Annotated in this window: 10 protein-coding genes; 4 read left to right on the forward strand and 6 right to left on the reverse strand. The window is 59.2% G+C overall.

Features of this window, described 5'->3' with window-relative positions:
• Nucleotides 1-59: 59 nt before the first annotated feature.
• Nucleotides 60-626, reverse strand: a complete 567-nt coding sequence (locus H9X86_RS05020) for a manganese efflux pump MntP (protein WP_204900479.1) — start codon at nucleotides 624-626, stop codon at nucleotides 60-62.
• Nucleotides 627-943: 317 nt separating this feature from the next.
• On the opposite strand from H9X86_RS05020, the gene H9X86_RS05025 reads away from it, so the two are divergent.
• From H9X86_RS05025 to H9X86_RS05035, 3 genes are read left to right on the forward strand one after another with little or no spacing between them, the layout of a single operon-like run.
• Nucleotides 944-1,645, forward strand: coding sequence for an ABC transporter ATP-binding protein (locus tag H9X86_RS05025; protein WP_204900480.1), 702 nt, complete (start codon nucleotides 944-946; stop codon nucleotides 1,643-1,645).
• Nucleotides 1,639-4,854 carry an ABC transporter permease gene (locus H9X86_RS05030; protein WP_204900481.1) on the forward strand — a complete coding sequence of 1,072 codons (3,216 nt, stop codon included), beginning with the start codon at nucleotides 1,639-1,641 and terminating at the stop codon, nucleotides 4,852-4,854. Before H9X86_RS05025 ends, H9X86_RS05030 begins: the two co-directional genes overlap by 7 nt.
• A 2-nt stretch (nucleotides 4,855-4,856) precedes the next feature.
• Nucleotides 4,857-5,354, forward strand: a complete 498-nt coding sequence (locus H9X86_RS05035; protein ID WP_204900482.1) for a GNAT family N-acetyltransferase — start codon at nucleotides 4,857-4,859, stop codon at nucleotides 5,352-5,354.
• Between the two features lie 44 nt (nucleotides 5,355-5,398).
• Here H9X86_RS05035 and H9X86_RS05040 read toward each other — a convergent pair whose 3' ends face one another.
• The gene (locus H9X86_RS05040; RefSeq protein WP_204900483.1) at nucleotides 5,399-6,427 is read right to left on the reverse strand and encodes a sugar-transfer associated ATP-grasp domain-containing protein; all 1,029 of its coding nucleotides are present in this window, start codon (nucleotides 6,425-6,427) and stop codon (nucleotides 5,399-5,401) included.
• 135 nt (nucleotides 6,428-6,562) lie between these two features.
• On the opposite strand from H9X86_RS05040, the gene H9X86_RS05045 reads away from it, so the two are divergent.
• Entirely contained in the window at nucleotides 6,563-7,120 is a 558-nt protein-coding gene (locus H9X86_RS05045; RefSeq protein ID WP_204900484.1) for a biotin transporter BioY, read from the forward strand.
• Between the two features lie 19 nt (nucleotides 7,121-7,139).
• On the opposite strand, the gene H9X86_RS05050 is transcribed toward H9X86_RS05045, so the two are convergent.
• The 4 genes from H9X86_RS05050 to H9X86_RS05065 all read right to left on the reverse strand — a co-directional run bounded on the left by H9X86_RS05050 (nucleotide 7,140) and on the right by H9X86_RS05065 (nucleotide 13,737).
• On the reverse strand, nucleotides 7,140-9,359 hold the full coding sequence (locus tag H9X86_RS05050) for a hydratase (RefSeq protein WP_204900485.1): 2,220 nt from the start codon (nucleotides 9,357-9,359) through the stop codon (nucleotides 7,140-7,142).
• Between the two features lie 129 nt (nucleotides 9,360-9,488).
• The gene (locus H9X86_RS05055; RefSeq protein WP_204900486.1) at nucleotides 9,489-10,781 is read right to left on the reverse strand and encodes a zf-HC2 domain-containing protein; all 1,293 of its coding nucleotides are present in this window, start codon (nucleotides 10,779-10,781) and stop codon (nucleotides 9,489-9,491) included.
• Nucleotides 10,765-11,256 (reverse strand): RNA polymerase sigma factor, encoded by a 492-nt coding sequence (locus H9X86_RS05060; RefSeq protein ID WP_204900487.1) that lies wholly within the window; start codon nucleotides 11,254-11,256, stop codon nucleotides 10,765-10,767. Before H9X86_RS05060 ends, H9X86_RS05055 begins: the two co-directional genes overlap by 17 nt.
• Before the next feature lie 354 nt (nucleotides 11,257-11,610).
• A complete protein-coding gene (locus tag H9X86_RS05065) occupies nucleotides 11,611-13,737 on the reverse strand; it encodes a sodium-translocating pyrophosphatase (protein ID WP_204900488.1) in 2,127 nt (708 codons plus the stop codon).
• Nucleotides 13,738-13,781: the final 44 nt, after the last annotated feature.

Here is a 13,781-nt window from a genome sequence, read left to right on the forward strand (position 1 = left end):
AAATTTTTAGTAATTTATAGCCTCATTGTAGCACCCTGTTCCAGGTGCGTCAACCGCTGTCACAGTACCAGAATGCCCAGGTGCTCCAGGAGGATCTTGGTGCCGATGAGCACCAGAACCACACCGCCGAACAATTCGGCTTTGGACTTGAACCGTGCGCCGAACACGTGGCCGATCTTCACACCCACAGCGGAGATGACGAAGGTGCACACCCCGATGAGGGCCACAGCGGCCCAGATGTTCACCTTCAAAAAGGCGAAGGTGACCCCCACCGCCAAGGCGTCAATGGAGGTGGCCACGGCCAGCAGGAACATCCCCGGAGCGGCCAGGGAGGGGGAGACCTCCTCCTCATCGCCTCCCAGGGCCTCCCGGATCATGTTGCCGCCGATGATGAGCAGCAGCACAAAGGCCACCCAGTGGTCAATGGACTGTACCAGCTGGGCGAAGGTGGAGCCCAAGAAGTAGCCCAGGGTGGGCATCAGGGCTTGGAATGCCCCAAACCACAGGCCCACCACCAGGCAGTGCCCCAGCTTCAAGCGCCGAATGGACAGGCCCTTGCAGATGGACACGGCAAAGGCATCCATGGCAAGGCCCACGGCCAAAATGAACAGTTCCCAAAATCCCATGTAATATCGTACCTTTCTGTTTGGTGTGGGCGGAGACAAAAAAAGAGACTCTCCGCCTTTATAAAGCGGATAAGTCTCACTGTTTCAGGCCCGACCAGACGGAAACGCCGCCAGTATGTTGACCGGGCCACGACGGGGAAACGTCGCCAATTACTCCCTTATCTTGAGATGATTTTAGCCAAGATACAGGGGGTTAGTCAATGGAAACAGAGAGAGTTGATAAACAATCTATAAACAATGATGGGAAAGGATTGCAGAACGGGGGAAGAATGTGTACTATATAATTAAAATAATAGGATAGCGGGATGGTGATGATTATGAGTTATATCTCTTTCCAGGAAGTGCGTAAGGAGTATGTCATGGGAGAGGTGACCATCAAAGCGGTGGATGGAGTGAATTTCCACATTGAAAAAGGGGAATTTGCCATCATTGTGGGGCCATCCGGTGCAGGAAAGACCACCGTTTTGAATATGCTGGGGGGCATGGATGCCTGTACCAGCGGCGAGATCCTGGTGGATGGCACTCGGGTCAGTGACTTCAACCCCCGCCAGCTCACCCAATACCGCCGCAACGACATTGGCTTTGTGTTCCAGTTTTACAACCTGGTACAGAACCTCACTGCCCTGGAGAACGTGGAGCTGGCCGCCCAGATCTGCCGGGATCCCATGGATGCCAAAGAGGTGCTGGAGCATGTGGGGCTGGGCCATCGGCTGGGGAACTTCCCAGCCCAGCTCTCCGGCGGCGAGCAGCAGCGGGTGGCCATTGCCCGGGCCCTGGCCAAAAACCCCAAGCTGCTGCTGTGTGACGAGCCCACGGGTGCGTTGGACTACGTCACCGGCAAGGCCATTTTGAAGCTGCTCCAGGACACCTGCCGTCAGCATGGTATGACGGTGGTGGTTATCACCCACAACACCGCCCTGACCCCAATGGCAGACCGGGTCATTCACATCAAAAACGGCCGTGTGGAAGAGATGACCTGCAATCCCAACCCCACGCCGGTGGAGGCGATTGAATGGTAAAGAGAAAAAATAGGCTGCTCACTGATTTTATGCGGGAAGTCCGCCGTACATACAGCCGATTTTTGTCCATTCTTCTTCTCTCCGCTTTGGCAGTGGCCTTTCTGGTGGGTCTGCGGGCCACCGCCCCGGATATGGAGTACACGGCGGACAACTACTATGACGCCCACCACCTGATGGACGGCTATGTGATCTCCACCATGGGCCTCACAGAGGAGGACTTGCAGGCCCTCTCCCAGGCTTCGGGGGTGGAGCAGGTGGAGGGGGCGTGGAGCGTGGATGCCACGGCGGTGGACTCCATTGTGTCCCTGCGCTCCATGCCAGAGACATTGAATCTGCTCAACCTGAAGAGAGGGCGTCTGCCGGAGCAGGCGGATGAATGCGTTACCGAGGAGATGCTCCTCACCGCTCTGGGGTTGGACATCGGGGACACCCTCACTGTCACCCTGGAGGAGGGGGACAAGGATAGCCTCACCCGCACCAGCTTCACCATTGTGGGTACGGTGCAAAGCCCTCTGTATGTGGGCACAGACCGGGGCACCTCCAGACTGGGCAGCGGCAGCGTGGATGCCTTTGTGTATATCCCCGGGGAGAATTTCAACCTGGACGTGTACACCACTGCCTACTTCACCGGGACAGGTCTGGAGGCGCTAAACAGTTACAGCCAGGCCTATGAGGATCATATGACAGCCCTGGTGGACAGCCTGGATGGGCTGGCCCAGGAGCGGGCCGACCTGCGGGATGAGCAGGTGCGGGGTGATGCTCAGAAGGAGTTGGACGATGCCAAGGAGCAGTTGGCCGATGCCCAAAAGAAGCTGGAGGATGCTCGCTTGGAGCTGGAAGATGCCCGGGCGGAGCTGGACAGCGGGTGGAACGAGTACCGACAGGGCCTTGCCACCCTGGAGCAGAAGGTGAAGGACGGCCAGGCTCAGCTGAATGCAGTCAGGTCCCAGCTGGAGGAGGCCCAGACCCGATATGAACAGGGCAAGGTGGATTACCAGGAGGGGCTGGCCCAGTATCAAGAGGGGCAGCAGGCTTATGAGGAGAATTTGGCCCAGTTAGAGACCCAGCAGGAACAGGTGGCAGAGGGCTATGAGGAATATTACGACGCACTAAAGCCCTTTGAGGGCACGCCCATGTACGACCAGATGGTGGAGCAGTTGGCCCCCCAGAAGGCTCAACTGGACCAGGCTGCCGCCCAGATTCAGGCGGGCTATCAGCAGCTGGAGCAGGTGAAAACTCAGCTGGACGGGGCTAGGGCGGAATTGGATGCAGCCCAGGCCCAGCTGGCGGACTCTGCCCAGCAGCTGGAGAGCGGATGGGCGGAGTACCAGTCAGGGCAGCAGACCCTGGATCAGGAGACCCAGCAGGGCCGCAGCCAGCTGGCCCAGGCCAAGGCGGAGTTGGACCAAGGCGAGGCGGAATACCAGCAGGGCCTGGAAGAGTATGAGCAGGCCAAGGCGGATGCCCAGGAGGAACTGGAGCAGGCCCAGGCGGACATCCAGCAGGGCCAGAAGGAACTGGATGAGTTGGAGGCCTGTGAGTGGTATGTGCTGGGCCGCAACACCAACTCCGGTGTGGTGGGCTATGCCCAGGACGCAGAACGAGTGGAAAATCTGTCCAGCATTTTCCCTATCATCTTCTTTGTGGTGGCGGCCCTGGCCTGCCTGACCACCATGACCCGCATGGTAGAGGAGCAGCGCACCCAGATTGGTGCGTTGAAAGCCCTGGGCTTCTCCCGCCTGGCCATCTCCCAGAAATACATTGGCTATGCCTTTACAGCCAGCCTGGTGGGCGGGCTGCTGGGCTTGGGGGTGGGCGCCACCCTCATTCCGGCGGTGATCGCCAACGCCTTCCAAATCATGTATGCCATCCCCGGCCTGGACTACAAGGTGCAGTTGCCCCTGTTTGTTCTGGCGGTGCTGGCAGCGGTGGTTTGTACCACCGGGGCGGCGGTGTGGGCCTGCCTGTCCACACTCATGGACACCCCGGCCAACCTCATGCGTCCCCGGGCGCCCAAGGCGGGGAAACGGGTGTTCTTGGAATACATCAAGCCCCTTTGGCGCAGACTGTCCTTTACCTGGAAGGTGACCATGCGCAACCTGTTCCGCTATCAAAAGCGGTTTTGGATGACGGTCATCGGCATTGGCGGCTGCACGGCCCTCATTGTCACCGGCTTTGGCCTCCACGAGTCCATTTTTGATGTGCTGGATAAGCAGTTTGATGAGATTTCCCAGTATGATGCCACCGTGGGCCTGGAAGAGACTATGACTGGGGAACAGAAGCAGGCCCTGCAATCCTATCTCAACGGGGATGAAAGGGTGGAGAACTATTTGTTCAGCCACCAGCAGCTGGTGGAGGCGTCTTCCACGGGGCTTTCCTATGATGCCTACCTCTTTGCGGTGGAGGATGCCCAGGCCTTTGGCCGATTTGTGGATCTGCGCCACCGCAGTGACCACTCTGATGTGGAGCTGACCCAGGAGGGCGTGGTCATAGATGAAAAACTCTCTGAGCTGCTGGATGTATCCGTGGGGGACACCATCACCCTGGAGGGGGATAAGCGTGTGGAAGTACAGGTGGCGGACATTACGGAAAATTATGTCTACCACTACATTTACCTCACCAGTGATCTGTATACCCAGCTCTACGGTGGGGAATACCTGAACAATGTGATGCTCCTGGATTACCGGGACGGCATAGGGGAGAATGAATCCAACCAGGTCTCCCAGACTCTCATGAACATGGACGGGGTGGCCTCTTATTCCTACATTGCCACCATTCGAGACAGCTTTGAGGACAGTATGGACGCCATCAATTATGCGGTCATCATCATCATCGTGGCCGCTGCCGCTCTGGCCTTTGTGGTGCTGTACAACCTGACCAACATCAACATCACCGAGCGCAGGAGTGAGCTGGCCACCTTGAAGGTGTTGGGGTTCTACGACCGGGAGACCACCGCATATGTATTGCGGGAGAATGTGTTTCTCACCCTATTTGGGGTGATTTTGGGGCTGGTGCTGGGCCGCTTCCTCCACAGCTGGATGGTGGTGACCGTGGAGGTGGATCTGGTGATGTTTGGCCGCACCGCTCCGCCCTACGCCTATGTGTTGGCCGCAGCGATGACCGCCCTGTTCTCCCTCATTGTCAATGTGGCGGCCCACTTTAGGCTGAAAAAAGTGGACATGGTAGAAAGTTTGAAAACAGTGGAGTGAGTATGAACAGTACAGGACATCTTTTAATTCGTCACGCCAATCTCAAGGACCTTCCCGCCCTGGAGCAGCTCTACGCCCAGGCCCGGGCCTTTATGGCAGCTTCGGGAAATCCCAACCAGTGGGGGGATGACAAGCCCACCAGGGAGCAGATTGTGCAGGATATTGAGCTGGGACACGGGTTTGTGTGCATGGACAACGGCATCATTGTGGCGGCCTTTGCCTTCCACACCCAGGGGGACCCCACCTACGCCCACATTGAGGGGAAGGGGTGGCCGGATGACGGCTCTTACGGGGTGGTGCACCGCATTGCCACCGGGGGAGCCCGGCATGGTGCGGCCGCTTTCTGCCTGGCCTGGTGCCGGGCACACTGCCGCCAGGTACGCATCGACACCCATGAGGACAACATTCCCATGCAGCGTCTGTTGGCAAAGCTGGAGTTTGTACCCTGCGGTACCATTTACCTGGAGGACGGCAGCCCCAGATTGGCCTATTATCGATAAAAAAGGATGTGTCGCAAAATGAAAGTTTTGCGACACATCCTTTTTTACTGTTTTTTCTGCTGTTCCAGGGCCTCAATCTCCCGGAATCGGGGCATGATGCCGATTTTGTCCGGGGTGTGCACAGGCAGCTGATAGATGTCATGGCCGGGGAAGGGGTTGCCTTCCACCAGGCAAGGGCCATCGGGGGTAAAGCACACGTCCCACCCCACATACCCCACCTGGGGCAACACTTGGGCGGCCTGCCGTACCATATCCACCGCCTGGTCCCAGTCCGGGACTTGCAAGCCCTGAATGGGGGTGCCGGTGGCCGGATGATTGACGTACAGGTTTTTGGCCTTGTCCAGAGCCCGGTCGATGACCACGCCTCGCTCCGGGTCCATGGGGGCCACCATTCCGCCGCTGTTGAAGTTGTCCACAAATTTGCCATTGCCGATGCGCAGCATGGCGGTGACCAAATACACATCTCCGCTTTCCCCACGGATGGTGACAATGCGCACGGTGTTGATGGAGCCAGGGTACACCGCTGCCATAGCGGGGTGCTGCTCCAGCACCTCCTCCAGCACCAGAAGCGGCGCCCACTGGGTCAGATGCTCATAGAGAGCCTCCAGGGAGGGGTAGTCCCCGGTGTGCAGCTTCTCAATGCCGTGCCCGCAGGTGCCCCGGGAGGGCTTGGACATGAAGGTCTCATGGGCGGACAGGAAGGCCATAACCTGTTCCCTGTTGTCCCCCGTCACCGGTACCCAGTCCCGGTGCAAATAGGATTCAAATCGGTTGTTAAACTGAATTTTGTCGTCAAAGCAGTCAAAATACTCCTTTTGATTGTATTTGACCACCAGGGCGTTGTTGCGGCCCCGAGTGAGGTAGGTATCCCGCTGCTGATCGGTGAGATTGTACATCTCAAACAGGTCGTAATCCATATATCCGGCCCCATATTTGACCGCACAGTTTTTCATATCCCGGAAAATGGACAGCCGGGAGACTCCGGTTTTCTTGTGGATGGAATTGATTTTCTCCCACATGGACTTATAGTTCATGTTGAGCACACGCTGGAATAGATACTTGACGTTTGCCACGGCAGTTCCCTCACATGTTTCATAGAATTGGGTCTAGCATATCACACATGACAGCCAATGGCAAGGAGTTGACAGTGTGGGAGGTTTATTGTATACTGTGAAACGAAAAAAGTATACAATAGGATGGTGGAGCAAATGAGAGATCAAACCATACAACATCTGTGCGCTTGTGGCGTTTTAGCGGCAGTTATTTGTGTGCTCAGCCCTTTTTCCGTCCCCATCGGCCCCGTGCCTGTGGCCTTTGCCAACCTGGCCATCTTTTTGGCGGTGTATCTGCTGGGGTGGAAGTGGGGGACGGTGAGCTGCCTTGTATATCTGCTGGTGGGACTGGCAGGTCTTCCGGTGTTTTCCGGATTTGGCAGCGGAGCGGGGCAGCTGTTGGGTCCTACGGGAGGTTATCTGATTGGTTATCTCCCCATGGCTCTGGTGGGAGGCTGGATCATTGACCACACCCGGTCCAAATGGCTACACGGACTGGGGCTGGTATTGGGCACTGCTCTTTGCTATCTACTGGGCACCGCATGGTTTTGCTGGCAGGGTGGATATTCTGTGGGGACAGCCCTGGGCCTGTGTGTGATCCCCTTCATACCCTTTGATCTGGGGAAAATTGTCCTGGCCATTGGCCTGGGCAGTGTGCTGCGCCGCCGCTTGCAGCAGGCGGGACTTCTGGAAGAAAAACGGGTTGCACCTTAAGTGCAACCCGTTTTTGCGGTTATTGAGCGTAGTAGTTGATGAGGCAGCCAGCCAGGATGATGTCACGCTCCTCCCTGGAGAGGCCGGGGAGGGAGAGGGTGACAGGGGTGGAGGTGCCGCCCCGCAGCACCTGGGCCTCCACCGTTTCGCCGTCACCTTGGAGAAGGGCACGGATGCCGGGGATGTAAACCCGGTCGCCGGGCTGGAGGTTCAGCTGCTCCAGCTCACTGGCGATGAAGGGGAGCATACCCCAGTTGACCACGTTGGAGCGGTAGCGCTTGGTGGCGTACTCCTGGGCGATGTTGGCGCAGCCGCCCAGCACCCGCTGGCAGGAGGCGGCCTGTTCCCGGGCGGAGCCGTCGCCGGGTTTGAGAGCCATCACCAGAGAGCCCAGTCCGGTGGTGGCGGGGTCGTAGCCGTCCAGAGCGGCCAGCACCTGGGGATCCTGGGGGGTGGAGCGGCGCAGCTGCTCCACCTTCTGGATCTCCTTGGCCCGGGGCACATACTGGGGATCCTTGCGGCTGAGGGCGAACTCAGACAGGCGCAGGGGGTTGGAACGGTAGGAAGAGGTTTCGCCGGAGGGAATGAGCTCATCGGTGGTGGTGACGGGATCGTAAATGGCACAGGCCACAGTGAGCATCAGGTTCTCCGGCAGGGCGATCTGCTCCGGCCAGTCGGCGATGTTGGGGCCAAACACCAGTTCCTCGTCAGGGTTGGCCTTACCCACGCCGTAATAGACACGGGCCTGGTAGGAGGAGCCGTCATAGCTCCACTGTTCATCGGCCCGGTCGGCGGGTACCTCAGGCAGCTGGTCGGCGGCGGTGAGCACACCGCCCATTTTGGCGGTGGCGGCGATGGAACGGGCGTCCATGAGGGCCACATAGGACACCTGGCCCTCGCCGGGCTTGGAGCCCTCCCGGTTGGGGAAGTTGCGGGTGGAGTGACGGATGGAGAAAGCGCCGTTGGCGGGCACGTCTCCGGCACCGAAGCAGGGGCCACAGAAGCAGGAACGCACCGAGGCACCGGCGGCCATGAGGGAGGTGATGTAGCCCTGTTGGGTCAGCTCCTGCATCACGGGCATGGAGCCGGGGTAGCAGGACAGCCAGAAGTGGTCAGACCCGGTGGGGGTGGTGCCCAGAATCTCAGCGGCTCGGCGCAGGTTCTGGTAGGTGCCGCCGGAACAGCCGGCAATGACCGCCTGGTCCACATGGAACTTGCCGTCTTTGATTTTATTGCTCAGGGGAGCGGGAGGCTCAATGCCCAGCTGATCCCGGGTGTTCTGCTCCACCATGTGCAGCATGTCCTCCATGTTGGCCTGGAACTCGGCGATGGGGAAGGCGTTGGAGGGGTGGAAGGGCAGGGCGATCATGGGCTGCACCTTGTCCAGCTCCACACACACAACCCGGTCGTAGTAAGCGCCCTCACCAGGCTGCATCTGGTGGTAGCTGGCCCCACGGCCCAGCAGAGTCAGGGCGGTCTGGGTGTGGGCATCGGTCTGCCACACCGAGGACAGACAGGTGGTCTCGGTGGTCATCACGTCAATGCCGGAGCGGTAGTCCATGGACAGATTGGCCACACCGGGGCCGAAGAACTCCATGACGGCGTTCTTCACTGCACCGGACTGGAAGGTGGCCTTCACCAGGGCCAGAGCCACGTCCTGAGGGCCTACACCGGGCCGGGGTGCGCCGGTGAGGTAGATGCCCACCACCTGCGGATAGGCGATGTCATAGGTCTTGCACAGCAGCTGGCGGGCCAGCTCGGGGCCGCCCTCCCCAATGGCCATACAGCCGTAGGCGCCGTAGCGGGTGTGGGAGTCGGAGCCCAGGATCATCTTGCCGGGGGCAGCGTACCGCTCCCGCATGTAGGAGTGGATGACAGCCTGGTGGGCGGGGACGAACTCGCCGCCGTACTTTTTGGCAGCGGACAGGCCGAAATTGTGGTCGTCCTCGTTGATGGTGCCGCCCACAGCGCACAGGGAGTTGTGGCAGTTGGTGAGCACATAGGGCAGGGGGAACTCCTTGAGCCCAGAGGCCCGGGCGGTCTGGATGATGCCCACATAGGTGATGTCGTGGGAGGCCATGGCGTCAAAGCGCAGGGAGAGCCGCTCCATGGAGCCGGACGTGTTGTGAGATTTCAGGATGGAGTAGGCCATGGTGGCCTCCAGCCCAGCCTGGGTCTTTGCCGCCGGGACCAGCTGGCCCTTCTGCCAGCTCATGCCCTGGTTGTGAATGGTAATCATAGGGGAAACCTCCTTGGGAGTGATTTGTCACTTTCACTTTAGTGTAGCAAACAATCCCCCACTTTGCAAGGGCTCAGGGGTGGAAATTGCAAAAAAATCCCCGAACCGAAGTTCGGGGATTTTGGAAGGTCACTGGGAATAGGGGACAGCCCAGGCGTGCATCCGCTCCAGAATGGTGTCGTCATAATCGAAGGAGAGGAAATAGGTGGCGTCCTGGCTGGGAAGGGAGCCTGCTTCAAACCCTACTTTCAGAAGGTCGGGGTATAGGATCAGTCGATCCAGGTCAAAGGCCTCCTCCATCTCCTGACGCAGGGTGGGGTCGGTGATTTCGGCCTCATCCAAAAGGGCCTGCTCCAACTCCTCCGAGGTGCAGGTGAACAGGTCTTCCATGTCCACCCGTTCTCCAGTGTCTCGGTAGAACGCCGTGCCCACCTCCAGATACTTGGAAGGTGCTTGGAGGGATGTGGTGAAATAGATTACCCTAGGACTGGATGCAGAGAGGTAGGTATCTTGGAGAATGAGACAGGTGGAGAAGGATGCAGGGGAGCCTGCCTCGAGATAGGACTGGTAGACGGCTTCCAGCTCTTCCAGTTCGTCATACAGAAGACACTGTTTTTCGTAGTACGCTACAATATTGTCCTGAGCCTCCTGGGATAGTTCCTCCAGACCCTGGACACCGTCCAAAGCGATATCGGGAGGATAGGGGGTATGCACGTCCAGCAGCTCCGGGCCGTCGTGCAGAGCGTACAGCACACCTCGATGCCCCTGCCAGACCTCCACCTGGGTACCATCGTTCAAGGTCATAAGATCTGGCATTTGGTAGGCATCGATTTCCACCAGCTGGGCGGGATAGGCGGGGATCTTTTCCCCATCTTGATTGAGAATCGTCTCCTTGGAGCCACCTAGTTCGGCGTAGATATGCAGGGCATCGGCGATCTCTCCATCTCGGAAGGCCTGGTCGGTATAGGCATCAAAATAGGATCTGATCCAGGTGTCCTCCTCCATGAGCAGCCCAATCTGCTCCCCTCGGGTTGTGTACACCACGTAGGTCACGTCCCCGGTGGTGTTGTCCAGCTGGGTTTCCACGATGCGCCCGGTTACTGTCCGGGGGGAGCGGTTGCCCCAGGCCCACAGGGCCACCAGGCCGCACACCACTGCCACCAGCACGGCGGCCAGGACGAAGCCTTTGGAGAAGGCACGCCGCCGCCCCCGCCGCCAGGCGGAGGACGCCGCTGCTGCCACGGTGCGCTCGTTCACCTGGGGGTGCGCGGTGGGCAGGGGAGTGTCCATGCGCTCCAGCTCCCCACGGCAGTCGGCGCATTCCTCTAGGTGCTCCTCCACCAGTTGACGGCTCTCCGGGCTGCACACGCCATCATGGTACAGAGGGAGCAGGTCCCGGATGACATTACACGGTGTCTTCATCGAAATCCCTCCTCAGCTTGGTTTTGGCCCGGTAGAAAATCACTCTGGCCCAGCTGTCCGTCTTTCCAAACAACTCTCCGATCTGGGCAAAGGGCAGCTCCCCAAACACCCGCAGGGAAAAGACCTCCTTGTACGGCTCAGGGAGCTGGTGGAGGAGCACATGGAGCCTGCGAGCGGTGTCCTGGTCCAGCAGCTGGCGCTCAAAGTCCGGGGCGGCGGAGTCCGGGAGGGGGGCTTCCCCCTCCTCTACCAGGTGCTTTTGTTTTTTGAAATGGGTGAAATAGGTGTTCTTGGCGATTTGGCACAGCCAGACGTACAGCTGACAGGTGCCGTCAAACCGATGAATGTGCATCATGGCCTTGTAAAAGGCCTCTTGGGTCACCTCTTCGGCCACGTCCGGGTTGCGGCACATGGAATAGACAAATTTGTATACGCTGGGGAAATACTGGGCGTAGATCTGTTCAAAGTCAGCCATACTCTCACCTCCTTCACCCATAAGACTGGGAAGTAGCCCAAACGTTTCAAAGTATCCCAAAAATATTTTACCATGAAAGCTGGGATAGAAAAAGACCTCCCCGAACCGAAGTTCAGGGAGGCTGAGACAATGATAAGAGCCTAAAGATATGTGAAAATTTCCCGGAAGGAAAGCCCTCGGCAGAGTTTTCCCGCCAAGGGCGGGAAAATAAATTGAAATCCGTTTTTCCCGGGGACATGCGCATCGGGAAAAACACTTCTCAGCCCGCTAGTGTGGCCTTGGGTTGCCCTTTGACCCAAGGATGCATGCAGCGGGCTGCAATCCTCTCAAAAATGCTGGCATTTTTGAGAAGCGTCAGCTCATAAACGCCTGGACAGCCACGATGAGGCCGGAGAACACGATGGACACGGTGGACACCAGCTTGATGAGAATGTTCAGAGAGGGGCCGGAGGTGTCCTTGAAGGGGTCGCCCACGGTGTCGCCGATGACGGCGGCCTTGTGACAGGGAGAACCCTTGCCACCGTGGCTGCCTGCCTCAATGTACTTTTTGGCGTTGTCCCAGGCGCCTCCGGCGTTGGACATAAACACCGCCATGGCAAATCCCGTGACAGACACGCCGCCCAGCAGACCCACCACACCCTCAGGGCCCAGCAGCAGGCCGGTGAGGATGGGCACCACGATGGCCAGCAGGGAGGGGGTGACCATCTCTTTCAAAGCGCCCTTGGTACACAGTCCCACACAGGCGGCATAGTCGGGGTCAGCGGTGCCGTCCATGATGCCCCGAATCTCTTTGAACTGGCGGCGCACCTCCACGACGATGGACTGGGCGGCTCGCTGCACGGCGCTCATGGTGAGAGCGGCAAAGACGAAGGTGAGCATGGCGCCCACAAACAGGCCAACCAGCACGGCGGGGTTGGTGAGGGACAGGTCAATGGCCAGCCCCTTGGCCTCCAGCTTCACGGATACGATATCCACATAGGACACCAGCAGGGCCAGGGCGGTGAGGGCGGCAGAGCCGATGGCAAAGCCCTTACCGGTGGCGGCGGTGGTGTTGCCCAGAGAGTCCAGAGCGTCGGTGCGGTTACGGACCTCTTCGCCCAGCCCAGACATCTCGGCAATGCCGCCGGCGTTGTCAGCCACGGGGCCGTAGGCGTCGGTGGCCAGGGTGATGCCCAGGGTGGAGAGCATACCCACCGAGGCGATGCCGATGCCGTAGAGGCCCTTGGAGAACAGCTCTGTGTAGTTCTCAGCGCTGGTGGTCAGGGTACCGCCGGCAGCCACAAAGGAGACGATGACCGCCACACCCACAATGAGGATGGGGGCGATGGTGGAGAGCATACCCAGGGACAGACCACCGATGACGGTGGTGCCTGCCCCGGTCTCGGTGGCATCGGCCAGATCCCGGGTGGGCTTGTATGTATCGGAGGTGTAGTATTCGGTGAAGTAGCCGATGGCACAGCCTCCCACCAGGCCGCACAGGATGGCCACATACACGCCCCAGTTGCCCAGCAGGTAGTAGGTCAGGGGGGCGGCCACGATGGCAGCTAATACGGCAGCGGTGTAAGTGCCCCGGCGCAGGGTGGCCAGAAGCTCCCGCTGGGTGGCGCCCTCTTTGGTGCGGATGAGGAAGGAGCCGATGATGGAGCAGAGAATGCCCATCACAGCCAGGGCGATGGGCAGCAGCATGGCCTCCCAGGACTTGCCCTGAGAAGCGTAGGCGCTGACGCCCAGGGCAAAGGTGGCCAGGATGGAGCCCACATAGGACTCGTACAGGTCGGCACCCATGCCTGCCACATCGCCCACGTTGTCGCCCACGTTATCGGCAATGGTGGCGGGGTTGCGGGGGTCATCCTCGGGGATGCCCGCCTCCACCTTACCCACCAGATCAGCCCCCACGTCTGCGGCCTTGGTAAAGATACCGCCGCCCACACGGGCAAAGAGGGCCATGAAGGAGGCGCCCATGCCGAACATCACCATGGTCTGGGCAATGTGGGGTGCGTCAAAATGGGCCACATATCTGAGAATATGGAACCACACCGAGATGTCCAGCAGACCCAGCCCCACCACGGTGAAGCCCATGACGGCACCGGAGGAGAAGGCCACATTGAGGCCCTTGTTCAGGCTCTCCGAGGCGGCCTGTGCGGTACGGGCGTTGGAGGAGGTGGCGATTCTCATGCCCACAAAGCCTGCAATGGCGGAGTAAATGCCGCCAGTGAGGAAGGCAAAGGGAATAAACCAGTTATCCAGAAGGCCGAACCGGCACAGCACCAGCAGCAGCACAAAGACCACGGCGAACACCTTGAACACGGTGGCGTACTGGTGTCGCAGGTAGGCATTGGCACCCTGGCGTATGGCGGCGGCGATCTTCTTCATGGTGTCACTGCCTTCGGAGAAGGCCATGACCTTGCGGCTCTGGAATGCTGCGAACAGCAGCGCCAGAATGGCACCCAAAATGCCCAGCCAAAACAGGTTTTCCGTCATGAGAACAACAACTCCTTTTCTTAAGATGTACCGATAAACCCCAC

It is taken from the genome of Pseudoflavonifractor capillosus, assembly GCF_016902575.1.
Classification (GTDB): domain Bacteria; phylum Bacillota; class Clostridia; order Oscillospirales; family Oscillospiraceae; genus Enterenecus; species Enterenecus capillosus_A.

Bases quoted from the DNA above. Each gene is read 5' to 3' on its own strand.
- H9X86_RS05030 (WP_204900481.1), top strand. From the start codon at position 1,639: ATGGTAAAGAGAAAAAATAGGCTGCTCACTGATTTTATGCGGGAAGTC.
- H9X86_RS05035 (WP_204900482.1), top strand. From the start codon at position 4,857: ATGAACAGTACAGGACATCTTTTAATTCGTCACGCCAATCTCAAGGAC.
- H9X86_RS05020 (WP_204900479.1), bottom strand. From the start codon at position 626: ATGGGATTTTGGGAACTGTTCATTTTGGCCGTGGGCCTTGCCATGGAT.
- H9X86_RS05025 (WP_204900480.1), top strand. From the start codon at position 944: ATGAGTTATATCTCTTTCCAGGAAGTGCGTAAGGAGTATGTCATGGGA.
- H9X86_RS05050 (WP_204900485.1), bottom strand. From the start codon at position 9,359: ATGATTACCATTCACAACCAGGGCATGAGCTGGCAGAAGGGCCAGCTG.
- H9X86_RS05045 (WP_204900484.1), top strand. From the start codon at position 6,563: ATGAGAGATCAAACCATACAACATCTGTGCGCTTGTGGCGTTTTAGCG.
- H9X86_RS05065 (WP_204900488.1), bottom strand. From the start codon at position 13,737: ATGACGGAAAACCTGTTTTGGCTGGGCATTTTGGGTGCCATTCTGGCG.
- H9X86_RS05055 (WP_204900486.1), bottom strand. From the start codon at position 10,781: ATGAAGACACCGTGTAATGTCATCCGGGACCTGCTCCCTCTGTACCAT.
- H9X86_RS05060 (WP_204900487.1), bottom strand. From the start codon at position 11,256: ATGGCTGACTTTGAACAGATCTACGCCCAGTATTTCCCCAGCGTATAC.